This is a genomic window from Pseudomonas canadensis, assembly GCF_000503215.1.
Classification (GTDB): Bacteria; Pseudomonadota; Gammaproteobacteria; order Pseudomonadales; family Pseudomonadaceae; genus Aquipseudomonas; species Aquipseudomonas canadensis.
In genome coordinates this window covers 576,306-598,310 of record NZ_KI628539.1, presented here as the reverse complement: position 1 = coordinate 598,310, position 22,005 = coordinate 576,306, and the positions used below count along the sequence as shown (strand labels likewise).

The following is a 22,005-nucleotide window of genomic DNA, read 5'->3' as shown; positions in this document are numbered from 1 at the left end:
CTCAATTTTTTATAGAGATGACGCTCGGATTCGCCGCAGGGGGCCAATCGCGTAAAAATAGAATTCGGGCCGCCCAAACGGCCAAAGGCTGATCAAGATACACAGCAGGCCTTAACCACACAAGCCGCCAAAAGTCGCAGGAACCCGCGCAGGGCATGCGTCATAGGTAGGGTGTGCCTGAGTGCAACCCGGCCCCATAAACACCGGCCGCCCGTTTCAGGGCGGCCGCCGTGGTTTACCTGCAAGCTATTGAGAACACGCAAAAAACCCTAGCCAGTGTTACGCAAACCGGCGGCAATACCGGCCACGGAGACCAGCAGCGCCTGTTCCAGAGGGCTGTCCTGCGCCGCTTCCTGCTGGCGTGAACGCGCCAGCAACTCGGCCTGTAGCAAGTGCAAGGGGTCAAGGTAGGTGTTGCGCAGGCGGATGAACTCCAGGGTGTCCGGGCTATGGGCCAGCAGTTGCGACTGCCCGGTCAGGCCAAGCACCACGTTGCACGCCTGCGACAATAGGTCGCGCAGATGCGCACCCAATGGCAGCAGGTCCGGCTGCACCAGCCGCTCGTCATACAGGCGAGCGATATCGGCATCCGCCTTGGCCAGCACCATTTCCAGCATATCGATACGGGTGCGGAAAAATGGCCACTGTTCACGCATCTGCCCCAGCAACTCGCCTTCGCCGCGCTCCAGGGCCTTGCTCAACGCTGCTTCCCAACCCAGCCAGGCCGGCAGCATCAGGCGGGTCTGGGTCCAGCCGAAGATCCACGGGATCGCGCGCAGGCTTTCAATCCCGCCCGCTCGGCGTTTGGCCGGGCGACTGCCCAGGGGCAAGCGACCCAGCTCCTGTTCCGGCGTGGACTGACGGAAATACTCGACGAACTGCGGATTTTCCCGCACCACAGCGCGGTAAGCGCTGACACCATCTGCCGCCAATTCATCCATCAAATGGCGCCAGGCTGGCTCCGGCGGCGGCGGTGGCAACAGCGTCGCCTCCAACACGGCAGCCAGGTAAAGGTTGAGATTCTGCTCGGCGATATCCGGCAGGCCGAACTTGAAGCGGATCATCTCGCCCTGTTCGGTGGTGCGGAACCGCCCCGCCACCGAACCCGGCGGTTGCGACAGGATCGCCGCGTGAGCCGGGCCACCGCCACGGCCCACGGTGCCACCGCGACCGTGGAACAACAGCAGTTCCACTTGTTGCTCACGGCAGATATCCACCAGGCGCTCCTGCGCCCGGTACTGCGCCCAGGCAGCGGCGGTGGTGCCGGCGTCCTTGGCCGAGTCCGAGTAGCCGATCATCACTTCCTGCGGCCCCTGCAAACGCGCGCGATAGCCCGGCAGCAGCAACAGTTGCTCGATCACCGGGCCGGCGTTATCCAGGTCAGCCAGTGTTTCGAACAATGGCACCACGCGCATCGGCCGTTGCACGCCCGACTCTTTAAGCAGCAGTTGCACGGCCAAAACGTCCGAGGCAGCGCCGGCCATGGAGATGACATACGAGCCCAACGATGCAGCCGGTGCGGCGGCGACTTCCTTACAGGTGTTGAGTACCTCGGCAGTGTCCGCCGACGGTTTGAAATAGCCCGGCAACAGCGGTCGACGGTTGGCCAGCTCCTTCATCAGGAAGCTGATACGCATCTCTTCGTTCCAGTCCTCGTAACGGCCCAGGCCGAGGTAGTCGGTGATTTCGGTCATGGCGGCCGAATGGCGACTGGAATCCTGACGCACGTCCAGCCGCACCAGGAACAGCCCGAAGGTCACCGCCCGACGCAGGCAATCGAGCAAAGGCCCATCGGCGATCACGCCCATGCCGCATTCGTGCAGTGACTGGTAGCACAGCTCCAGCGGCTCCAGCAGGTCGCGGTTGTTCTGCAACACCTCGGCCGGCGCCGGGGTGCTGCTGCTCAACGCGGTGTGCGCCCATTGGCGCGTGGCGCGCAGGCGTTCGCGCAGTTGCTTGAGCAAAGCGCGATAAGGCTCGACGCTATCACCGACCTTGGCCTGCAACGCCGGGCTGGCGTGTTGCATCGACAGCTCAGAGGCCAGGTGATCGATATCGCGCAGGTACAAATCGGCGGCCATCCAGCGCGCCAACAGCAACACTTCGCGGGTGACCGGTGCCGTGACGTTAGGGTTGCCGTCACGGTCGCCGCCCATCCACGACGCAAAGCGGATCGGTGCGGCCTCCAGGGGCAAGCGCAAACCGGTGGCGGCGTGCAGCGCCTGGTCAGCCTTGCGCAGGTAGTTGGGGATCGCGTGCCACAGCGAATGCTCGATCACCGCAAAGCCCCATTTGGCTTCGTCCACGGGCGTAGGTCGAGTGCGGCGGATTTCTTCGGTGTGCCAGGCTTCGGCGATCAAGCGTTGCAAGCGTTGGCGGATCTGCTCGCGCTCTGCGCTGGTGAGGTCGCGGTGATCCTGGGCCGCCAATTGGGCGGCGATGGCATCGTATTTTTGGATCAGGGTACGGCGCGCCACTTCGGTGGGGTGGGCGGTAAGGACCAGTTCGATCTCCAGGCGCCCCAACTGGCGAGCGAGGGATTCGTTGCTGTGGCCTTCGCTTTGCAGGCGCGCCAGCAACTCGGGCAATACACGGGATTCGAACGGTGCCGGCTGCGACTCATCACGCCGGTGGATCAGTTGGTACTGCTCGGCAATGTTGGCCAGATTCAGGAACTGATTGAAGGCGCGGGCCACCGGCAGCAGTTCGTTTTCCTGCAACTGGTTCAGGCTGGTGCTCAGTTCATCGCCAGCTCCGCGCCGGTCAGCCTTGGCGCCTTTGCGGATCTGCTCGATCTTGTCGAGGAAATCATCGCCGTACTGCTCTCGAATGGTGTTGCCCAACAGCTCACCCAGCAGGTGAACATCCTCACGCAAGCGTGCATCGATATCACTCATCAGCCAATCTCCAGCCAGAAATCCGGGACGCGCAGGTTTGCCAGAGTGCCGCCAGCATCGATTTATGACAAGACTTTAAACCTTGTGAGTTGCAGCTAGTCTCAAGGTTAAGTCGTTGCGTTTATCCGCGCAGGCGACTGGACACTCATCACCGCCCGCTAAAAGCGGGCTTCATTGAGGTTGCCATGAAAATTCGAGAACTGGCCCAGCATTGGGAAGAGAACGCCAAGGGTCGCTTGACCAAGACCGAGTACGCCATCCACCTGGATATGGAGTCCGCCGCGCGGCTGGCGGCCATCACCGAGATGTACCCCAAACGCCACCCCGAAGAATTGCTCGGTGAGTTGATCGGCGCCGCCCTGGAAGAGCTGGAAGCCAGCTTCCCCTATATCAAGGGCCAGCAGGTGATTGCCACCGATGAAGAAGGCGATCCGCTGTACGAGGACGTCGGCCCCACCCCACGCTTTCTGACGCTGTCGCGCCGCTACCTGCATGATCTGTCCGCCAGCAGCGACGAACAGAAACACTGACAAACCCGTACCAACCCTCTTTATTCCGGGCTCCATACGGGCCCGGCGTACCACTGCGCAACGCAGAAGTTCCAACGTTTTTACGCTGACCGATCAGTCAGATATTTTTTTAGGCAAATCGCCATCTTCTCTGAACTTTTGAAAAAAGCCTCCGGTCACAGCCAGTAAGCCATCACTTGGAACGGTCGTTTTAAAGGGCAATTTGCGCATCAGTGCCAGGCCCGCCGCCGCAGACCAGTGACATGGATTTTGATGTTTTTCAGGAGTTATCCAATGGAGTTGAAGACGATGAAGACCAGCACTGCCAAATCCTCGTTTAACCACCTGCGCGGGCTCAAATTGGCCGCGTTGGCAATCGGCACCAGCTTCGTTCTGGCGGGCTGCGCCGGCAACCCTCCGACCGAGCAGTACGCGGTGACCCAGTCCGCAGTGAACAGCGCTGTCAGCGCCGGCGGTACTGAGTACGCGGCTGTGGAAATGAAGTCGGCCCAGGACAAGCTAAAAGAAGCCGAAATTGCCATGCATGACAAGAACTACGACAAAGCTCGCCAGTTGGCTGAACAAGCCGAGTGGGATGCTCGCGTCGCGGAACGCAAGGCTCAGGCTGCCAAGGCCCAACAGGCTGTGAAGGACTCCCAGAAAGCCGTTGAAGAGCTGCGTAAGGAAGGCATGCGTCCAGCTGCTATCCAGCAGAAGTAAGACGCTTCCTGTGACTGCAACGCACCTGATATCGAATTGAAAGGACGACACGACTATGCGTAAACAATTGATGATCCCTGCCCTGCTGGCGATGAGCGTTGCCCTGGCGGCCTGTTCCACCCCGCCTAACGCGAACCTGGAAAATGCACGGACCAACTTCTCCTCCCTGCAGACCAACCCGCAAGCCACCAAGCTCGCGGCCCTGGAAACCAAAGACGCCAGCGAATGGCTGGACAAGGCTGACAAGGCCTACCGCGATAAGGAAGACGAGAAGAAAGTCGACCAACTGGCTTACCTGACCAACCAGCGCGTTGAAGTGGCCAAAGACACCATCGTGCTGCGTGAATCCGAAGCCAAGCTGAAAAACGCTGGCGACGAACGTGCCCGTGCCTTGCTGGATGCGCGCGATGCGCAAATCAAGCAACTGCAGGACAGCCTGAACGCCAAGCAGACCGATCGCGGTACCTTGGTAACTTTCGGTGACGTGCTGTTCGCCACCAACAAGTCCGACCTGAAATCCAGCGGCCTGGTGAACATCACCAAGCTGGCCCAGTTCCTGCGCGACAACCCGGACCGTAAGGTAATCGTCGAAGGCTACACCGACAGCACCGGTTCCGATTCGTACAACCAGAGCCTGTCCGAGCGTCGTGCCGCTTCGGTACAACGCGCACTGGCTCAACAAGGCGTGGACATCTCGCGCATCGTGACCCAGGGTTACGGCAAGGAATACCCGGTTGCCGACAACGGCAGCGCCTCGGGTCGTGCCATGAACCGCCGTGTGGAAGTGACCATTTCCAACGACAACCAACCGGTCAAGCCACGGTCTTCCGTCGCTAACTGATTGATTGGCACTGGATAAGAAAACCCACCTCACGGTGGGTTTTTTTTCGGCTCATCAAACTGAATGGTGCGATTCGTGTCTACGGCGGGCATTTCAATCTTCGCCCCCGCCTTTTCATCCATTTGTTGATCGCGCTTGTACCTGCGAGCAGCTTCCTGTTCCAGCGCTACATGTTGCCTTGCCATGACCAACATGTTTTCCAATACAGGAATATGTATTTTCATCCTCGACCCAATCTTTGTAGGTTTCCACATTTTATGTGGCATTTAAGTCGAACCGGTTCCAGACATTTCCATTTCAGTTGCATGACATGCGGCCCCCTGCATTACGCCCCCACGTCGTTACAGGCTGAATAGCTGATTCAGCACGAAAAAAACGCCCTGAATGGCGCTTTTTGAGAGGTGCCGTTCAACCGCCGACTTTGCCGGAGCCCTGGGTCTCCGGCATTTGGATCTGGCTCTGGCCGCGACCTTGGCCATCCTCTGCGCCTTGATTGCCCTGCGCACCTTGATCATTTTTTTGTTTAAGCAGCTTTTCCAGTAGCTTCATCAGTTCGTCGAGCTCACCTGCGCCCTGACCACCTTTAGCACCTTGTGACTGCATATCTTTGATTTTACGTTGGAGGTCCTGGATCTGCTGATCGAGGCCTTGGTTCGATGGGGCACCCCCGCCGACATTTCCGCCACTGCCCATGCTGCCTACACCCGATACTCCGTTTATACCTGCCATATAGGCTCACTCCAGACTAATGAAAAATGGACTGATCAGCATTGCCAATCAGTCCATGGTCTGTGGTGAGCACGCGAGGCTGGTTCCGGCCGGCCGAGCGCCTGACACCCGCTAAATCAAGAATCTGTACGAAAAAGGGTATTTTCCCACACCGGCAAAAACGGCATTCACTGCTGCAATTGCGGGGTTTCTTGACCCATGCATCGCACGGCCTGCTTCTTGTTGTTCACCAGCACTCCACTGAGGCCTTTCTGCTCGGTATCGAACATCACCAGCACGCCATCCACGCATTGCGCCACTTGCGCGGCCGGCGTCAGGGAGATCTTGTAGTCCTCGCCTGGCACCGTCTTGAGCATAGTGAAATCGCTGAGCAACAGAGCATCTTCCGGCTTGGCGAAGTGCAGGTAACCGTAGAACCACAGGCAACCGACGGTGCCGATGATGGTGCCGATGCCGGTGAGGATCAGCGGGATCATGTTGCGTTCTTCGCTCATTGCGGGCTCTCTGATGAATCAACTTTAGGAATGGGGTAGTTCGGAATCTCGCCCAGACGGCGTAAGCCGTTGAAGTGTTGCGGGTCGTCCAGATAGCGCAGCATTACGGTTTGCCAGGTCTTGTCGGCAAAGGTCTGCACATGCCCGTCCCGGGTCAACTGCAACACCCGTGGCGGCGGTGCGGCCTGGTACAGACGGATACCATTGGCCATTGGCACGATCGGGTCGTCCAGGCTGTGGAACAACAGCTTCGGCAAGCCCATCAGTTTCGGCATGGCATAGATTGCGCTGTCGCCGTCCGGCACCAGCCAGGACAGAGGCACCTGAAACGGCCATGTTAACCAGGAAGTGCTCAAGGCAAATTGTCCTACGTCACGATAACTGGCGGGCACACCGTCCAGCACCAGGGCCTTGAGCTGGGATTGGCGCTCCGGATGGGCAGCCAGGTAATGCACCGCCAACGCCCCGCCCAGGCTTTGACCGAGGACTATCAGCGGCTGGCCCTGGGTTTCAGGCGCCTTGTCGATCCAACTGAACGCCGCGTCCACATCCTGATAGATCGCGGGCAGCGAGGGTTTGCCTTCCGATAAGCCGTAGCCGCGATAGTCCAGCAGCAGCACTTGGTAGCCCTGCTCGGGCAACCACCAACTGCCGCCCAGGTGCCAGGCCAGGTTGCCGCCGTTACCGTGCAAATGCAGCACCGTGCCCTTGAGCGGCACACCAGGCTTGGCCGGCAACCACCAGGCGTGGAGCTTCACGCCGTCGGCGGTGGTCAAGGTGACGTCGCGATATTGCAGATGGGCTTTTTCCGGCGTGAATGGCAGGCCGGGTTCGGGGTAGAACAGCAGTGAGCTACAGCCGTTCAATGTGAGTAGCAGGCAAAGAATGCCGAGGATTCTCATCCGTTGAAGCCTCGCTATTATTCGAAATTTTAAATCTTTCAGAGATTCAAATGTGGGAGCGGGCTTGCTCGCGAAAGCCGTGTATCAGTCAACTTATGTATATCTGATGTACCGCTTTCGCGAGCAAGCCCGCTCCCACAGGTCGATCCGGTTTCGTCAAAGGATATTCGAGTAATCCGCCTCGATCCGATCCAGGCTCAAGTGGTTGAGGAAGTTGGAGAAGCACATCCATGCCGCCAGCGCGTTCATGTCGCGGAACTGCTCCGGCAGGTACTTGGGCGGCACCACCAGGCCTTCGTCCACCAGTTGGCGCAGGGTACGCATGTCTTCCAGGGTGGTCTTGCCGCAGAACAGCAGCGGCACTTGTTCCAGCTTGCCTTTGCGCACGGCGAGCTGGATGTAGTTGTAGACCATGATAAAGCCCTTGAGGTAGGACAGATCCTTTGTAAACGGCAGACCGGTCGGCACCGAGCCACGGAATACGCGACTGGCATTGCCGTAGCTTTCGGCCATCTCAAAGCCTTGTTCGCGGAAGAACTCGAACACCTGCAGGAAGTCGGCGCCCTCTTCCACCATATGGATGGCGCGGGTGCGGTTGGTCAGCTTGCGCAGGCGGCTCGGGTAGGAGGCGAAGGTGATGATTTCCATCAGGATCGCCAGGCCTTCCTGGGTCACGGTAGACGAGGGCGGGCCTTTGGACAGGAAGGTGCAGATCGGCTGGTTCTGGCCATTGAGCGTGGTGCCGACATGCACCAGGCCTTCATGCACTTCCAGGGCGCGCACGTCGCGGTCGTTGAACATCGCGTCGGCGCGGATCTTGATGTAGTCGGCACCCGCCGCGGCGTCGGCGACGATACCGTCGGACTCGAACACGCGGATGGTCTCTTCGGCCTCGCCAAACACTTTGTTCAGGCGGGTTTGCAGCAGGGCCACGGCGTCCTTGGCGGTGAGGGTCTTGGCCTCATCCTTCAAGTCGCCACGGCCATCGATATTATTCAGGTAGTCCGAAAGCATCAGCCCCAAGTCAGCCAGGGTCGGGTCGCCAGCGTGGAACGCATCGGACGCGGCGCCGTAGAGCTCCTGGGAAATCAGGCCGAAATCCTCGGTGCCGCGCGCTTCGAGCATGCGCACCACCATGCGGTATTCCTTGCACATGCGGCGCATGATCTGCCCCACCGGGCTGAACTGGCCGAGGCGACGGGTGATGTCGCGCTCGATGTTCTGGAACTCCAGCTTCACTGCGCTGGAATCGAACGCCAGCGGCCGGTTGAGGTAGTAGTCGCGGCTCACCGCCGGCATTTCCTTGCCCTTTGCCTTGAGAAATCCCTGACGAATGTTCTCGTCCCACTTCACGGCGTCGAGGACGCGAATCGGTGTTTGCGCCAGCACAATGCGATCAGACAAGGTGCGTATCGTCTGCTGGTAATCGTCCACCCGGTGCTTCCTCTTTAAACGTTATTTGCCCGCACGCTGGTAGCGCACGGCTTCCACGAATACATCGGCGTTGGCCGGGTCATCCAGGTAGGCAAACACCTGGTCCAAGGGGCTGTCCACCAACACGCCAGCACCTTCGACGGTTTCCACGGTACTGCCGTGCAACGCCTTTTGGTCCATGGCTTGATGGATCTGCTCCAGGTCGAGGTTGTAGACCACCAATTCATGCTTTTCGTTGATTTCGAAACCCGCCAGGATGAAGTTCCCGCCTAGTTTGGCCGGTAGCGGCGCCGACAAGTACCAGCGGCTGCCATGGCGCGAAACGCTGAACAGATACTCGTCACGCTGGCCGGGCTTGGCTGTAGGGTAGCTCACCGCTTTGTACCGGTGCTCACCAACGGCGGTGATGTGCAGGTTGAGCGGCTCGCCCCAGGCGTTTTTGCTCGACCATTGGCCAAGCAGTGCCTGCGGCGCGGCGTCATGGGCCGGCAGCGGGTCCTTGAAGGTCACAAGGCAACCACTCAGCAGCAGGAGCGACAAGCCGATTACAACCACACGCCAGGTTTTCATTGAACATCCCCCGGTGTCAGACCGAGGCCAACACCAAATGCATGTAACGCTTGAGGATCTCAAGCATCTCTTCACCGGTCAGAGGCTCTGCGCCGCCCAGCAGGCCCTGATATTCCATCCGACTGATTATCGCCGTCAACACTTTGGCATCCTGTTGCGGCTCGCGGGAGCCCAGCACCTGAAAAAACTGCCCGGTGCCCTGCAACAGAATCTGCTGGTGGGAACGTACCAACTCGGCCAGACGCGGATTGAGCAATGCTTCCTGGCGGAACGCCTGCTCGGCCATCAGGTGCTCACGACGGTTGGTCAGCTGGCGCAAGACGTAATCGGCGGTCAGCCGCGCAATGTCATCGGCCAGTTGCGAACGTGACTGCGGGCTGCCATCGCCATAGGCGACCATCTCGCGCAGCAGGCCTTCGTTGCGCACCCACAGCTTGCCCATGAACGCAGCGCTGCGCTCGACGTATTGGGCGAAGGTATCGGTGAGCAGGTCATCGATGTCCTTGAAATAGTAGGTGGTGGCCGACAACGGCACCCCCGCCTCCGCCGCCACCGCGCGATGGCGCACAGCCCGCACGCCATCACGCACCACAATGCGCATGGCTGCATCGAGAATGTCTTGTCTGCGTTGCTCGCTACCCCGACGACTGGCCTTGCGGCCCTGGTACTGGACGCTTTCAGCCACGGCAGCGGCAATGCCGGCGGCGCCTTCTTGAGCGGTTACGCGGTTCACGACTCACATCCTTGAATAGATCAAAACCTGGCGCTGTTTGCTTGACGCTTAATAACGCCCCATAAAAAAGCCGCCTTATAAAAGGCGGCTTCGGATTTCGCTTCGGTTACGCTTGTGGCCGCATGTGCGGGAACAAGATTACGTCGCGGATCGACGGCGAGTTGGTCAACAGCATCACCAGACGGTCAATGCCGATCCCTTCACCGGCCGTCGGCGGCATGCCGTACTCCAGGGCGCGGACGAAGTCAGCGTCGTAGTGCATGGCTTCGTCGTCACCGGCGTCCTTGTCGGCCACCTGGGCCATGAAGCGCTCGGCCTGGTCTTCCGCGTCGTTAAGCTCGGAGTAGGCATTGGCGATTTCGCGGCCACCGATGAACAGCTCGAAACGGTCGGTGACGTTCGGGTTGTCATCGTTGCGACGGGCCAGCGGCGACACTTCGAACGGGTACTGGGTAATGAAGTGCGGCTGTTCCAGCTTGTGCTCGACCAGCTCTTCGAAAATCATCACCTGCAATTTGCCCAGGCCTTCGAAGCCCAGCACCTTGGCGCCGGCTTTCTTGGCGATGGCACGGGCCTTGTCGATATCGTTCAGGTCGTCGGCGGTCAGCTCAGGGTTGTACTTGAGGATCGAGTCGAACACCGACAGACGCACGAACGGCTCGCCGAAGTGGAACACCTTGTCGCCGTACGGCACGTCGGTGCTGCCCAGGACCAACTGCGCCAGTTCGCGGAACAGTTCTTCGGTCAGGTCCATGTTGTCTTCGTAGTCGGCGTAGGCCTGATAGAACTCCAACATGGTGAATTCTGGGTTGTGACGGGTCGAAACGCCTTCGTTACGGAAGTTGCGGTTGATCTCGAACACTTTTTCGAAGCCGCCGACAACAAGACGCTTGAGGTACAGCTCCGGCGCGATACGCAGGAACATTTCCATGTCCAGCGCGTTGTGGTGGGTTTCGAACGGCTTGGCTGCGGCACCACCGGGGATGGTCTGCAGCATCGGGGTTTCCACTTCCAGGAAGTCACGCTGCATCAGGAAGGTACGGATGTGCGCAATCACTTGCGAGCGCACACGGAAGGTGTGGCGCACGTCTTCGTTGACGATCAGGTCAACGTAGCGCTGGCGGTAGCGTTGTTCGGTGTCGGTCAGGCCGTGGTGCTTGTCCGGCAGCGGGCGCAGCGACTTGGTCAGCAGGCGCACGTTGGTCATTTCCACATACAGGTCGCCCTTGCCGGAGCGGGCCAGGGTGCCTTCGGCCGCGATGATGTCGCCCATGTCCCAGGTTTTCACCGAGGCCAGGGTTTCTTCCGGCAAGGTCTTGCGGTTGACGTAGACCTGGATGCGACCGGTCATGTCCTGGATCACCATGAACGAGCCACGGTTGAGCATGATGCGACCTGCCACCTTGACCGGGATCGCAGCCTCTGCCAGCTCTTCCTTGGTCTTGTCCGCGTACTGCTTCTGCAAGGCATCGCAGTAGTTTTCGCGGCGGAAGTCGTTGGGGAAGGCATTGCCCTTGGCGCGCTCGGCAGCAAGCTTTTCCTTGCGCAGGGCGATCAGGGAGTTTTCTTCCTGTTGCAGGGCCTGGTCGAGTTGTTGGTCGCTCATGTCTTTAAATATTCCATCGGGTTCGTTGTCCCAGGCTCAGGCCGGGGATCGCCGGCAAGCCGGCTCCTACAGGGATCGCGGTTTGTCAGCGTATTACAGGCCGGACTTCAGGCTGGCTTCCAGGTATTCGTCGATATCGCCGTCGAGTACCTTGTCACAGTCACTGCGTTCGATGTTAGTGCGCAGATCCTTGATCCGCGACGCATCGAGCACATAAGAGCGGATCTGGTGACCCCAGCCGATATCCGACTTGGTGTCTTCCAGCGCTTGGGACGCGGCGTTGCGTTTCTGCATTTCCTGCTCGTACAACTTGGCCCGCAGCATTTTCATGGCGGTGTCCTTGTTGGCGTGCTGGGAACGTTCGTTCTGGCAGCTGACCACGGTGTTGGTCGGTACGTGGGTGATACGTACGGCCGAGTCGGTGGTGTTTACGTGCTGACCACCGGCACCGGAGGAGCGGTAGGTGTCGATGCGCAGGTCGGCCGGGTTGATCTCGATTTCCACCTTATCGTCGATCTCTGGCGAGACGAAAACGGCGGAGAACGAGGTGTGGCGACGGTTGCCGGAGTCGAACGGGCTCTTGCGTACCAGGCGGTGTACGCCGATCTCGGTGCGCAGCCAGCCAAAAGCGTATTCGCCCTTGATGTGCACGGTTGCGCCCTTGATACCGGCGACTTCACCGGCGGACAGCTCCATGATGGTCGCTTCGAAACCGCGCTTGTCGGCCCAGCGCAGGTACATGCGCAGCAGGATGTTGGCCCAGTCCTGGGCCTCGGTGCCGCCGGAACCGGCCTGGATATCCAGGTAGGCGTTGTTCGGGTCCATCTCGTGGCTGAACATGCGACGGAATTCGAGTTTGGCGAGGTTTTCCTCGAGACGGGCCAGCTCGGCGACGACATCGCCCACTGCGCCTTCGTCGTTTTCTTCGACGGCCATGTCCAGCAGGTCGCGGCAATCGGCCAGACCGGTGTTCAGTTCGTCGAGGGTATCGACGATCTGCGCCAGCGCAGCGCGCTCGCGGCCCAGTTCCTGGGCGTATTCAGGTTTGTTCCAGACAGCAGGATCTTCAAGCTCGCGATTGACTTCGGTCAGACGCTCATGCTTTTGATCGTAGTCAAAGATACCCCCGAATAGTTTCGGAGCGCTCGGACAGGTCCTTGATGGTGTTAAGGATCGGGTTGATTTCCATGGCGGGCAGCACTCGTTGGCGAACTTTTGAAAGCCGGCGAGTATAACGGGAAATGGGGGGGAGCGGCAGTCCGCTGGGCGAAAAGGGTTGGGGTTGGTGGGGGGCATATCCGTTATTTAGGTAACGGCCACTTAGGGTTCCGCCCTTACGGCGGCTCACTTTGGAAAAGCCCCAAAGTAAGCAAAGGGCTCTTGCCCCAACACTCGGCACCTCGCCTAGGCTCGGTGTGCCCGTAATCCGACAGTGATTTGGGGGGCCGCCGCCACGCGCCATCCATGGCGCGGGGCGGCTAAACCGGCATCCCTGCCGGTTTACCCCCCAAATCCCTGCCGAATTCCGGCCAGCGTGTTTGACGGGGCGCCTAAGATCAAAATCAAAAGCAAAAGCACAGCGGCCTGACAGCCGGCTTGAGTGGTGTAGAGCAAAGGCAAAAGCAAACGCGGTCCTGTAGGAGCCGGGGGGACGCCTAGTTCTTGCCGGCGATGGTCTTCAACGATGACGCGGGGAACCAGACAAAACGCGGCGGTCTCACGTTTTTCGCCGGCAAGAACTAGGCGTCCCCCCGGCTCCTACACGGGACCGCGTATCTACGATGCGAAGCGAGTCGCTCTTGATCTGAGGCGCCCCGTCAAACACGCTGGCCGAACGCAGGCTTGAATCCGTGGGTAACCCGGCAGGACGCCGGGTTAGCCGCGCTGGGCCAAGGATGGCCCATCGCGGCGGCCCACGGATTCAAGCCGGAGTGAGGGCACACCGAGCCTAGGCGAGGTGCCGAGTGTTGGGGCAAGAGCCTTTTGGTTACTTTTGGGCTCTTTTCAAAAGTGACCCGCCGTAAGGGCGGAACCATAAGCCGCCATAACCTAAATAATGGATATGTACTCAGCAGCGCTAAGCCCTACTCAATCCCCACCTGATTCCGCCCATTATGCTTAGCCGTATACAACCCCTTATCCGCCGCCATGATCAATTGACGACAATCCGTCCCCTGCTGCGGCGTCATGGTCGACAGCCCGATACTGATAGTCAGACTCGACCCCTCAGTCGGCGCGTTATGCGGAATCTTCAGAGCAGCCACCGCCATGCGCAGCTTCTCGGCCACCAACCGCGCCCCACCTGGCGAGGTATTAGGCAGCACCAGGGCAAACTCCTCCCCCCCATAGCGCGCCGGCAAATCCGAAGGCCGACTGCTCGCCTCACGAATGGTCGCCGCCACCTTGCGCAACGCCTCATCCCCTTCAACGTGCCCAAAACTATCGTTATAGGTCTTGAAGAAATCCACATCAATCATCAACAACGACAACTGAGTCTGATCACGCATGGCCCTACGCCACTCCAGCTCCAGGTATTCATCAAAGTGACGACGGTTAGACAGCCCGGTCAGACCATCGGAGTTCATCAGCCGCTGCAATACCAGATTGGTGTCCAGCAACTGCTGCTGGCTGACCCGCAACGCACGGTAAGCCGCATCCCGCTGCAACAGGGTCATGTAGGACCGCGAGTGATAGCGAATGCGCGCCACCAACTCGATGTTGTCCGGCAGCTTGACCAGATAATCATTGGCCCCGGCAGAAAAAGCCGCGCTCTTGATCAGCGGATCTTCCTTGGTGGACAGCACGATAATCGGGATATTCGCGGTGGCCGGGTGAGTGCGGTATTCGCGCACCAGCGTCAGGCCGTCGAGGCCCGGCATCACCAGATCCTGCAGGATCACGGTCGGCTTGATGCGGATCGCCTGGGCAATCGCCTGGTGCGGATCGGCGCAGAAGTGAAAATCGATGTTTTCTTCATGAGCCAGGCCACGCCGCACGGCTTCACCGATCATGGCCTGGTCGTCGACCAGCAACACCATGGCGGCATTTTCGTCGGTCTTGATGTCGTCGATCTGTAAATCATTCATGTGCAGTCACCTGAATTACTACCTGCCAGCCAGCACCGCGGGAAGTCCTGTTCATTTTGCAAAGACCTCCAGCAATCGGGGCGCAATTCTATCCAGTGGGCGAATTTCAACAGCAGCATCAATCGCCGCCGCCGCTTTGGGCATGCCATACACCGCCGAGCTTTGCTGATCCTGGGCGATGGTCAAATAACCTTGTTCACGCAGTAACTTGAGGCCCTGGGCCCCATCGCGCCCCATGCCGGTCAGCAGTACGCCGACGGCATCGCCATTCCAGTGGCTGGCCACGCTTTCGAAAAACACGTCGATCGAAGGTCGGTAGATCTCGTTTACCGGTTCTGCGGTATAGGCTAGCGTGCCATTTTTCAGCAATCGAATGTGGTGGTTGGTGCCAGCCAGCAGCACCACGCCACTTTGCGGGGGTTCGCCTTCACGGGCCAGGCGCACCGGCAGGCCGGAGGCGCTGCTCAGCCATTCGGCCATGCCGGCAGCGAACACTTGGTCCACATGCTGCACCAGCACAATGGCGGCGGGAAAGTCCCGGGGCAAGCCTTTGAGCAGGATTTCCAGGGCAGCCGGGCCACCCGCCGATGAACCGATTGCCACCAGGCTCTGGCGTTTCCCGGTAATTCGCGGCGCAACGGTTTCAGCGCGTACGCGGCTGCCGCGCTGGCCGATCAGCCAGCCGATATTGAGGATCTTGCGCAGCAGCGGCGCCGCCGCATCCTTGGGATTGCCCACGCCCAGGGTCGGCGTGTCCACCACGTCCAGGGCGCCATGGCCCATGGCTTCGAACACTCGGCTGACGTTGGCCTGGCGATCAACAGTCACGATAACGATGGCGCATGGGGTCTCGGCCATGATCTGGCGGGTGGCTTCCACGCCGTCCATCACCGGCATGATCAGGTCCATCAGGATCAGGTCCGGCGTCAGCTCAGCGCAGCGCTGTACCGCTTCCAGCCCATTGGCGGCCACCCAGACAACCTGATGCGCGGGCTCGAAGCTCAAGGCGCGGCGCAAGGCCTCCACCGCCAGGGGCATGTCATTGACGATCGCAATCCTCATGCCCGCGCGCCTCCGATCAGTTCCACCACGGCGTCCAGCAGGGCGTCATCATGAAAACTGGCTTTGGCTAAATAATAGTCGGCGCCGGCGTCCAGTCCACGACGACGGTCTTCTTCGCGATCCTTGTAGGACACCACCATCACCGGCAACGATTGCAGGCGACTGTCACGGCGCAAGAGTGTGACCAATTCAATACCGTCCATACGAGGCATATCAATATCAGTTATCAACAGGTCAAAGTCTTCGGAGCGCAAGGCGTTCCAGCCGTCCATGCCATCGACCGCCACCGCCACTTCATAACCACGATTGAGTAACAATTTGCGTTGCAACTCACGCACGGTCAGCGAGTCATCCACCACCAGCACCCGTTTACGCGGCGCTTCGGTGGCCTGCTGGCTGCGTCGCGCGATACGTTCCAGGCGGCCGGTGTTGAGCAGTTTGTCCACCGAACGCAGCATGTCTTCCACGTCGACGATCAACACCACCGAGCCGTCATCCAGCAAGGCACCGGCGGAAATATCCTGGACCTTGCCCAGACGATCATCCAGCGGCAGCACCACCAAGGTACGCTCGCCGATAAAACGCTCCACGGCAATCCCATACACGGCATCGCGCTCGCGGATCACCACGACCTTCAAGGTGTCCGACGGACTCTGCCCTGCCGGCCTCTGCAGCAACTGGCTCGCGGCGACCAGGCCGACATGCCGGCCTTCGTGCCAGAAATGCTGGCGACCTTCCAGTTGCACGATATCGTCCGGCGCCAGGTCGCACATGCGTTCGATATGGGCCAGCGGGAACGCATAGGCTTCCTCGCCAACTTCCACCACCAGGCTGCGCACCACCGACAAGGTCAGCGGCACTTCCAGGTGGAAACGACTGCCCTGCCCCGCCGTCTGTTCCAGCACCACTGCGCCGCGCAGTTGGCGGACCATGTGCTGCACCGCATCCAGGCCGACCCCGCGCCCGGACACTTCGGTGACCTTGTCGCGCAGGCTGAACCCCGGCAGGAACAGGAACGTCAGCAACTCTTCTTCGCTCAGGCGCAGGGCGGTTTCCAGCGGCGACAGATGCCGGTCGACGATGGTGCCGCGCAGGCGTTCCAGGTCGACGCCATTACCATCATCGCTCAATTCCAGCACCAACAAACCGGCCTGGTGGGACGCGCGCAGGCGGATCAGGCCTTCAGCCGGCTTGCCGGCGAGCAGGCGTTGCTCGGGCATTTCGATGCCGTGGTCGACGGCATTGCGCAACAAATGGGTGAGCGGCGCTTCAAGTTTTTCCAGCACGTCGCGGTCGACCTGGGTCTTTTCGCCCTCAATCTCCAGACGCACCTGCTTGCCGAGGCTGCGGCCAAGGTCACGCACCATGCGCACCTGCCCGGCCAGGACATCGGCAAACGGGCGCATGCGGCAGGCTAGCGCCGTGTCATACAGCACCTGGGCGCGCTGCCCGGCCTGCCAGCCGAACTCGTCCAGCTCGGCGGTTTTTTCCGCCAGCAGGGCCTGGGCTTCGCTGAGCAGGCGGCGGGTGTCAGCCAGTGCTTCCTGGGCTTCCAGGTTCAGACTTTGGGTCTTGAGTTGCCCGTCCAGCGTATCCAGGGCACGCACGCTCTGGCTTTGAATGCGCTTGAGGCGCTGCAAGCTGGCCAGGTAGGGTTTGAGCCGCTGGGTTTCCACCAGGGATTTGCTCGACAGGTCGAGCAGGCTGTTCAGACGCTCCGCGGTTACCCGCAGCACACGTTCGCCGCCTTCGGTCATGCGTTTGTTCTGACGCAGCGGCTCAGCAGCCACTGGCGGCGCGGGCTCGGGCTCCGGCGGCAGCTCTTCAACGACAGCCGCCGGTTCTGGCGGCGGCGCAGGCTTGACCGGCGCCTGGGACGGATCCAGCAGGCGTTCCATCAACGCCACATAGGCTTCGATATCCGCCGGCCCCACGTTATTGTCGGGCGTAGCGATGCGCATCAGCAGGTCGGTGCCTTGCAGCAACGCATCAATATGTTCGGGTTGCAGGTACAGGCGGCTTTCCTGGGCGCTGACCAGGCAATCTTCCATCACATGGGAGACGCTGACCCCGGCGTCTACGCCGACGATACGTGCCGCGCCCTTGAGCGAGTGAGCGGCACGCATGCAGGCTTCAAGCTGATCGGCCTGGGTCGGGTTGCGTTCCAGGGCCAGCAGGCCCGCGCTCAGGACCTGGGTCTGCGCATCGGCTTCCAGGCTGAACAGTTCCAGCAGCGAGGCATCGCGCATCTGGTCGGGGGTCATGTGAGGCTCCGGGTCACGGCGGACAACAATTGCGCCTCGTCCAGCCACCGCAGGCTGCGGCCTTTCCACTGCAACACGCCTTGGGTGTAGCGCGCGCTGGCCTGGGTGCCGGAGGCCGAAGCCGCCTTCAAGGTGCGCTCATCGATGGCGTGGATCCCGTCGACTTCATCCACCGGCACCACCACCGGGCCATCCTGTGCGGCGATGATCAGCATACGCGGCATGATGCGGCTGCCGCTGGCGCCGTTGCTGGTGACATCCAGGCCGAGCAGTTCCACCAGCGAAAGGCACGCCACTAGCGCACCCCGCACATTGGCCACGCCGAGCAAGGCGCGCGAGCGTTGGTGCGGCAGCGAATGGATCGGTTGCAACGGCGCGACTTCCACCAGGCAACGGGTGGCAATGCCCAACCATTCTTCGCCGAGACGGAACATCAGCAAAGAACGGGTGACCACGTCTTCGCCCAGCTCGACAGTGGCATGCGGGCGATGCGCATCCTGCTGCAAGGCGTAGCGGTCCAGCAACCGCGTGGCTGCTGCCGAGTACACCGAGCAGTTGCGGCAATGGATATGGTCCGCCAGCAGCGGGCAGGATTTGTCGCCATGAATGCCGATGCGGTTCCAGCAGTCGTCGATGGCTTGGGTGTCGGCCAGGGTCAAGTCCAGGCCTGCGGTGTCGAGCGCCTCGGTGTTACTCATCGTTTGGACTCACTGTCAGCTCGCTCGCTACGGGCAGCCCGCGCCTGCAAGCGGCGCGCTCCCGCACTGTCGCCCTGGGATTCGAGCAACGCGGCCAGGTGCATCAAGGCCTGCGGGTGCTGGGGCTCCAGGTACAAGGCTTTTCGATAATAACCCTGGGCTTCCAGGGCGCTGCCGGCCACGTCGCTGAGCAGCCCAAGCCAGTAGAACACCTGGGCGGCCGGCGGGTGGTTGCTCAAATACTGTTCGCACGCGGCGCGGGCTTCGGCACTCTTGCCTTCATTGGCCAGGGTGGCGATGCGACTGAGCAAGTCGCCCGCATCGGTGTGCGGCGTCTTGATCGGCACCACCTGGGCGCTGGCCGTGCTGAACGGCCGTGGCTTGCTCGGAATCGGCGCCGCACTGCGTTGCGGGATCGGCGCGGCGATCGGCACAAACACGGGCTCGGGCTTGACCGGCTCGGCATGCCGACTGTACGCAAACGACTGCGGCACCCCAATTGAACGCATGCCATGGCGCCCCAGCAGGCTGCCCTCGGCCGGGCCGATAAACAGCACGCCGTCCACGTGGGTCAGGCCCTTGAGCACGTCGAACACTTGCTTCTGCGTGGGCTGGTCGAAGTAGATCAGCAGGTTGCGGCAGAACACAAAGTCGTAGCTCGCCTCATTCGCCAACAAGCCCGGATCGAGCAGGTTGCCCACTTGCAGGCGCACCTGTTCGCGCACACGGTCGGCAATGTGGTAACCATCGCCGTATTCGGTGAAATGGCGATCGCGAAAGGCGATATCGCCACCGCGAAACGAGTTCTTGCCATACACCCCGCGCCGCGCACGTTCCACCGACAGCGGGCTGACATCCAGGCCCAGCACCTTGAACTGGTGAGGCGCGAGGCCTGCGTCCAGTAATGCCATGGCAATCGAATAAGGTTCTTCACCCGTGGAGCACGGCAGGCTGAGGATGCGCAGTGCGCGCATCTGCTTGATTTCGATCAGCCGCGCCTTGGCCAAGCGGGCCAGGGTCGCGAACGATTCGGGGTAACGGAAAAACCAGGTTTCCGGGACGATCACCGCTTCGATCAGCGCCTGCTGCTCATCCTCGGAACTTTGCAGGTGCTGCCAGTACTCGCCCGCCGTTTGCGCATTGACGGCCTGGCTGCGCTGGCGCACCGCGCGTTCGATGATGGCTTCGCCCACCGAGGCGACATCCAGGCCGATGCGCTCTTTAAGGAAGGCAAAGAAACGCGGATCGCTGCTCATAGGCTCAGCTCGGCAGAAAACAGTACGGTGCGCACCTCATCGGTGAGCAGGTCATTCACGCCGATCCATTGCATCAAGCCCAACGCGTCTTCGCGCACCGGCCCCAGATACGGCGCCTGGCGGTTGTCGAGGCCGTAGGGCTGAAACTCCGCCGGATCGCAACGCAATGTGTCGGTGGCCTGCTCCAGGATCAGTCCGAGCCAGCGTGCCTCGGTCCAGGGCTCGGGCTGGTAATTGACCAGTACCAGCCGCGTGCTGGTGCGCGCCTGGGCGGCGGTGCCAAAGGTCAATGCGCTAAGGTCGATCACCGGCACCAGCGTGCCACGGTGGGCAAAGATGCCCGCCACCCACAGCGGTGCATGGGCGATGGGTTTCAAAGGCAGGCGCGGCAGCACCTCGGCCACTTCCGTGGCCTTGAGGGCGTAACGTTCGTTGCCGATGTGGAACACCAGGAACAACGCCTTTTTCGCTGCCGAGACGGCACCGCGTTTAGCCGCGAGGTCGCTCATCAGACTTTGAAACGCGACACGCCGCTGCGCAGACCGACCGCCACCTGGCTCAGCTCATCAATGGCAAAGCTGGCCTGGCGCAGGGACTCGACGGTCTGGCTGCTGGCATCGCCCAGTTGCACCAGGGCGTGGTTGATCTGCTCGGCACCGGTGGCCTGGGCCTGCATGCCTTCGTTGACCATCAATACCCGCGGCGCCAGGGCCTGTACCTGATGGATGATCTGCGACAACTGCTCGCCCACTTGCTGCACTTCAAACATGCCGCGACGCACTTCTTCGGAGAACTTGTCCATGCCCATCACGCCCGCCGACACCGCCGACTGGATCTCGCGCACCATCTGCTCGATGTCGTAGGTGGCCACGGCAGTCTGGTCGGCCAAGCGACGCACTTCGGTGGCAACAACAGCAAAACCGCGACCGTACTCCCCGGCTTTCTCGGCCTCGATCGCCGCGTTAAGCGACAACAGGTTGGTCTGGTCAGCGACCTTGACGATGGTCACCACCACCTGGTTGATGTTGCCGGCCTTCTCATTGAGGATCGCCAACTTGGCGTTGACCAGATCGGCCGCGCCCATCACCGAGTGCATGGTTTCTTCCATGCGCGCCAGGCCTTGCTGGCCGGAACCGGCGGCGACCGAAGCCTGGTCGGCGGCGGTAGACACTTCGGTCATGGTGCGCACCAGATCCTTGGACGTGGCCGCGATTTCGCGGGAGGTGGCACCGATTTCGGTGGTAGTCGCAGCGGTTTCAGTGGCGGTGGCTTGCTGCTGCTTGGACGTGGCGGCAATCTCAGTCACTGATGTAGTGACCTGCACCGACGAACGCTGGGCCTGGGACACCAGGGCGGTCAGCTCGGTCATCATGTCGTTGAAGCCGGTTTCGACGGCGCCGAACTCGTCCTTGCGCTCCAGGTTCAAGCGCTTGCTCAGGTCGCCGTCGCGCATGGTTTCGAGGATGTCGACGATGCGCTGCATCGGCGCCATGATCGCGCGCATCAGCAGCAGGCCACACAGGCCGGCGGCGAGGATGGCGACGACCAACGACACAAACATGCTGATTTTCGCTGCGGATACCGCATCATCGATCGCGTTGGTCGCACGGTCGGCGACGTTTTTGTTCTCGGTGATGATGTCGTTGAGCTTCATGCGGCCTGCGGTCCAGGTCGGCGTCAACTGCGTGTCGAACTCTTTGCGTGCCGCAGCCAGGTCACCGCGTTGCAGGCTGTCGAGCACCGTGGACAGGCTCTTGTTATAGGCCTGGTGCAGGGTTTCGAACTTGTCGAACTCGGACCGATCGTCACCGCCGGCGATGGTTTTTTCGTAGTTATCCATCTGCTGCAAGATGCGTGCTTCAAAGGACTTGAACTCCGCACGGTCGGCGTCGCTCAACTGCTTGTTTTCACGCAGGCCCAGCAATTCGAGGGTCTGCAGGTAGCTGTCGACCCACGCGCTGCGGATCATGGAGCTGAGGTAGACCCCCGGCACCGCATCATCGCGCACCGCAACTTCGCTGGTTTCGATCTTCAGCAACCGTGAATAGGAGACCACAACCATTAACAGCATGATGGCGATAATGACCGCAAAGCTTGCCAAGATCCGTTGGCGCAAGGTCCAGTTCTTCACAGTAATTCCTCGAAGGGCCGATCAAATGCGAGGGAGTATAGCTGAGCAGAAGCCCTCATTTATCAACGGGTTT

20 protein-coding genes are annotated in these 22,005 nt (G+C 60.8%); 3 read left to right on the top strand and 17 right to left on the bottom strand.

What is annotated here, in order from left to right; translation table 11 throughout:
- Positions 1 to 269: 269 nt before the first annotated feature.
- Positions 270 to 2,897, bottom strand: a complete 2,628-nt coding sequence (gene ppc / locus U367_RS0125555) for a phosphoenolpyruvate carboxylase (protein WP_028619126.1) — start codon at positions 2,895 to 2,897, stop codon at positions 270 to 272.
- Between the two features lie 185 nt (positions 2,898 to 3,082).
- On the opposite strand from ppc, the gene U367_RS0125550 reads away from it, so the two are divergent.
- The 3 genes from U367_RS0125550 (at position 3,083) to U367_RS0125540 (ending at position 4,967) form a co-directional block, all read left to right on the top strand.
- Positions 3,083 to 3,427: a hypothetical protein gene (locus U367_RS0125550; protein WP_028619125.1), complete on the top strand. Its 345-nt coding sequence runs from the start codon at positions 3,083 to 3,085 to the stop codon at positions 3,425 to 3,427.
- A 273-nt stretch (positions 3,428 to 3,700) separates the two neighbouring features.
- On the top strand, positions 3,701 to 4,126 hold the full coding sequence (locus U367_RS0125545) for a DUF4398 domain-containing protein (RefSeq protein WP_028619124.1): 426 nt from the start codon (positions 3,701 to 3,703) through the stop codon (positions 4,124 to 4,126).
- Positions 4,127 to 4,181: 55 nt separating this feature from the next.
- A complete protein-coding gene (locus U367_RS0125540) occupies positions 4,182 to 4,967 on the top strand; it encodes an OmpA family protein (protein ID WP_028619123.1) in 786 nt (261 codons plus the stop codon).
- Between the two features lie 29 nt (positions 4,968 to 4,996).
- Here the strand turns inward: U367_RS0125540 and U367_RS0125535 are convergent, their stop codons facing one another.
- The 16 genes from U367_RS0125535 to U367_RS0125455 all read right to left on the bottom strand — a co-directional run bounded on the left by U367_RS0125535 (position 4,997) and on the right by U367_RS0125455 (position 21,932).
- Complete coding sequence (locus tag U367_RS0125535) at positions 4,997 to 5,191, bottom strand: hypothetical protein (RefSeq protein WP_028619122.1); 195 nt, start codon at positions 5,189 to 5,191, stop codon at positions 4,997 to 4,999.
- A gap of 184 nt (positions 5,192 to 5,375) precedes the next feature.
- On the bottom strand, positions 5,376 to 5,696 hold the full coding sequence (locus U367_RS0125530) for a hypothetical protein (protein WP_152537934.1): 321 nt from the start codon (positions 5,694 to 5,696) through the stop codon (positions 5,376 to 5,378).
- A 167-nt stretch (positions 5,697 to 5,863) separates the two neighbouring features.
- The gene (locus U367_RS0125525) at positions 5,864 to 6,190 is read right to left on the bottom strand and encodes a hypothetical protein (protein ID WP_017738324.1); all 327 of its coding nucleotides are present in this window, start codon (positions 6,188 to 6,190) and stop codon (positions 5,864 to 5,866) included.
- Positions 6,187 to 7,092, bottom strand: a complete 906-nt coding sequence (locus U367_RS0125520) for an alpha/beta hydrolase (protein ID WP_028619120.1) — start codon at positions 7,090 to 7,092, stop codon at positions 6,187 to 6,189. The genes U367_RS0125525 and U367_RS0125520 overlap by 4 nt, the downstream gene beginning before the upstream one ends.
- Before the next feature lie 156 nt (positions 7,093 to 7,248).
- Positions 7,249 to 8,526, bottom strand: coding sequence for a flavohemoglobin expression-modulating QEGLA motif protein (locus tag U367_RS0125515; RefSeq protein ID WP_028619119.1), 1,278 nt, complete (start codon positions 8,524 to 8,526; stop codon positions 7,249 to 7,251).
- Between the two features lie 21 nt (positions 8,527 to 8,547).
- Positions 8,548 to 9,096 carry a hypothetical protein gene (locus tag U367_RS0125510; RefSeq protein WP_028619118.1) on the bottom strand — a complete coding sequence of 183 codons (549 nt, stop codon included), beginning with the start codon at positions 9,094 to 9,096 and terminating at the stop codon, positions 8,548 to 8,550.
- Positions 9,097 to 9,112: 16 nt separating this feature from the next.
- Positions 9,113 to 9,829: a TetR/AcrR family transcriptional regulator gene (locus U367_RS0125505; RefSeq protein ID WP_016979842.1), complete on the bottom strand. Its 717-nt coding sequence runs from the start codon at positions 9,827 to 9,829 to the stop codon at positions 9,113 to 9,115.
- Positions 9,830 to 9,935: 106 nt separating this feature from the next.
- Positions 9,936 to 11,435: a lysine--tRNA ligase gene (lysS, locus tag U367_RS0125500; protein ID WP_028619117.1), complete on the bottom strand. Its 1,500-nt coding sequence runs from the start codon at positions 11,433 to 11,435 to the stop codon at positions 9,936 to 9,938.
- 93 nt (positions 11,436 to 11,528) lie between these two features.
- Positions 11,529 to 12,624 (bottom strand): peptide chain release factor 2 gene (prfB, locus tag U367_RS1000000131855; protein WP_100215725.1). Its coding sequence is split into 2 segments (ribosomal slippage): positions 11,529 to 12,551 and positions 12,553 to 12,624, totalling 1,095 coding nucleotides; the frame shifts between segments, so codons are not numbered across the junction.
- A gap of 895 nt (positions 12,625 to 13,519) precedes the next feature.
- Positions 13,520 to 14,521 (bottom strand): response regulator, encoded by a 1,002-nt coding sequence (locus U367_RS0125485; protein WP_028619116.1) that lies wholly within the window; start codon positions 14,519 to 14,521, stop codon positions 13,520 to 13,522.
- Between the two features lie 51 nt (positions 14,522 to 14,572).
- Positions 14,573 to 15,583, bottom strand: coding sequence for a chemotaxis response regulator protein-glutamate methylesterase (gene cheB / locus U367_RS0125480; RefSeq protein ID WP_028619115.1), 1,011 nt, complete (start codon positions 15,581 to 15,583; stop codon positions 14,573 to 14,575).
- Positions 15,580 to 17,847, bottom strand: coding sequence for a hybrid sensor histidine kinase/response regulator (locus U367_RS0125475; protein ID WP_028619114.1), 2,268 nt, complete (start codon positions 17,845 to 17,847; stop codon positions 15,580 to 15,582). Before U367_RS0125475 ends, cheB begins: the two co-directional genes overlap by 4 nt.
- Positions 17,844 to 18,545: a chemotaxis protein CheW gene (locus U367_RS0125470; protein ID WP_028619113.1), complete on the bottom strand. Its 702-nt coding sequence runs from the start codon at positions 18,543 to 18,545 to the stop codon at positions 17,844 to 17,846. The genes U367_RS0125475 and U367_RS0125470 overlap by 4 nt, the downstream gene beginning before the upstream one ends.
- Positions 18,542 to 19,801 carry a CheR family methyltransferase gene (locus tag U367_RS0125465; RefSeq protein WP_028619112.1) on the bottom strand — a complete coding sequence of 420 codons (1,260 nt, stop codon included), beginning with the start codon at positions 19,799 to 19,801 and terminating at the stop codon, positions 18,542 to 18,544. Before U367_RS0125465 ends, U367_RS0125470 begins: the two co-directional genes overlap by 4 nt.
- Positions 19,798 to 20,310: a chemotaxis protein CheW gene (locus U367_RS0125460; RefSeq protein WP_028619111.1), complete on the bottom strand. Its 513-nt coding sequence runs from the start codon at positions 20,308 to 20,310 to the stop codon at positions 19,798 to 19,800. Before U367_RS0125460 ends, U367_RS0125465 begins: the two co-directional genes overlap by 4 nt.
- Positions 20,310 to 21,932 carry a methyl-accepting chemotaxis protein gene (locus U367_RS0125455; RefSeq protein ID WP_028619110.1) on the bottom strand — a complete coding sequence of 541 codons (1,623 nt, stop codon included), beginning with the start codon at positions 21,930 to 21,932 and terminating at the stop codon, positions 20,310 to 20,312. The genes U367_RS0125460 and U367_RS0125455 overlap by 1 nt, the downstream gene beginning before the upstream one ends.
- Positions 21,933 to 22,005: the final 73 nt, after the last annotated feature.

Bases quoted from the DNA above. Each gene is read 5' to 3' on its own strand.
- cheB (WP_028619115.1), bottom strand. From the start codon at position 15,583: ATGAGGATTGCGATCGTCAATGACATGCCCCTGGCGGTGGAGGCCTTG.
- U367_RS0125460 (WP_028619111.1), bottom strand. From the start codon at position 20,310: ATGAGCGACCTCGCGGCTAAACGCGGTGCCGTCTCGGCAGCGAAAAAG.
- ppc (WP_028619126.1), bottom strand. From the start codon at position 2,897: ATGAGTGATATCGATGCACGCTTGCGTGAGGATGTTCACCTGCTGGGT.
- lysS (WP_028619117.1), bottom strand. From the start codon at position 11,435: ATGAGCGACCAACAACTCGACCAGGCCCTGCAACAGGAAGAAAACTCC.
- U367_RS0125475 (WP_028619114.1), bottom strand. From the start codon at position 17,847: ATGACCCCCGACCAGATGCGCGATGCCTCGCTGCTGGAACTGTTCAGC.
- U367_RS0125530 (WP_152537934.1), bottom strand. From the start codon at position 5,696: ATGGCAGGTATAAACGGAGTATCGGGTGTAGGCAGCATGGGCAGTGGC.
- U367_RS0125510 (WP_028619118.1), bottom strand. From the start codon at position 9,096: ATGAAAACCTGGCGTGTGGTTGTAATCGGCTTGTCGCTCCTGCTGCTG.
- U367_RS0125540 (WP_028619123.1), top strand. From the start codon at position 4,182: ATGCGTAAACAATTGATGATCCCTGCCCTGCTGGCGATGAGCGTTGCC.
- U367_RS0125465 (WP_028619112.1), bottom strand. From the start codon at position 19,801: ATGAGCAGCGATCCGCGTTTCTTTGCCTTCCTTAAAGAGCGCATCGGC.
- U367_RS0125535 (WP_028619122.1), bottom strand. From the start codon at position 5,191: ATGAAAATACATATTCCTGTATTGGAAAACATGTTGGTCATGGCAAGG.
- U367_RS0125470 (WP_028619113.1), bottom strand. From the start codon at position 18,545: ATGAGTAACACCGAGGCGCTCGACACCGCAGGCCTGGACTTGACCCTG.
- U367_RS0125520 (WP_028619120.1), bottom strand. From the start codon at position 7,092: ATGAGAATCCTCGGCATTCTTTGCCTGCTACTCACATTGAACGGCTGT.
- U367_RS0125525 (WP_017738324.1), bottom strand. From the start codon at position 6,190: ATGAGCGAAGAACGCAACATGATCCCGCTGATCCTCACCGGCATCGGC.
- U367_RS0125545 (WP_028619124.1), top strand. From the start codon at position 3,701: ATGGAGTTGAAGACGATGAAGACCAGCACTGCCAAATCCTCGTTTAAC.
- U367_RS0125550 (WP_028619125.1), top strand. From the start codon at position 3,083: ATGAAAATTCGAGAACTGGCCCAGCATTGGGAAGAGAACGCCAAGGGT.
- U367_RS0125485 (WP_028619116.1), bottom strand. From the start codon at position 14,521: ATGAATGATTTACAGATCGACGACATCAAGACCGACGAAAATGCCGCC.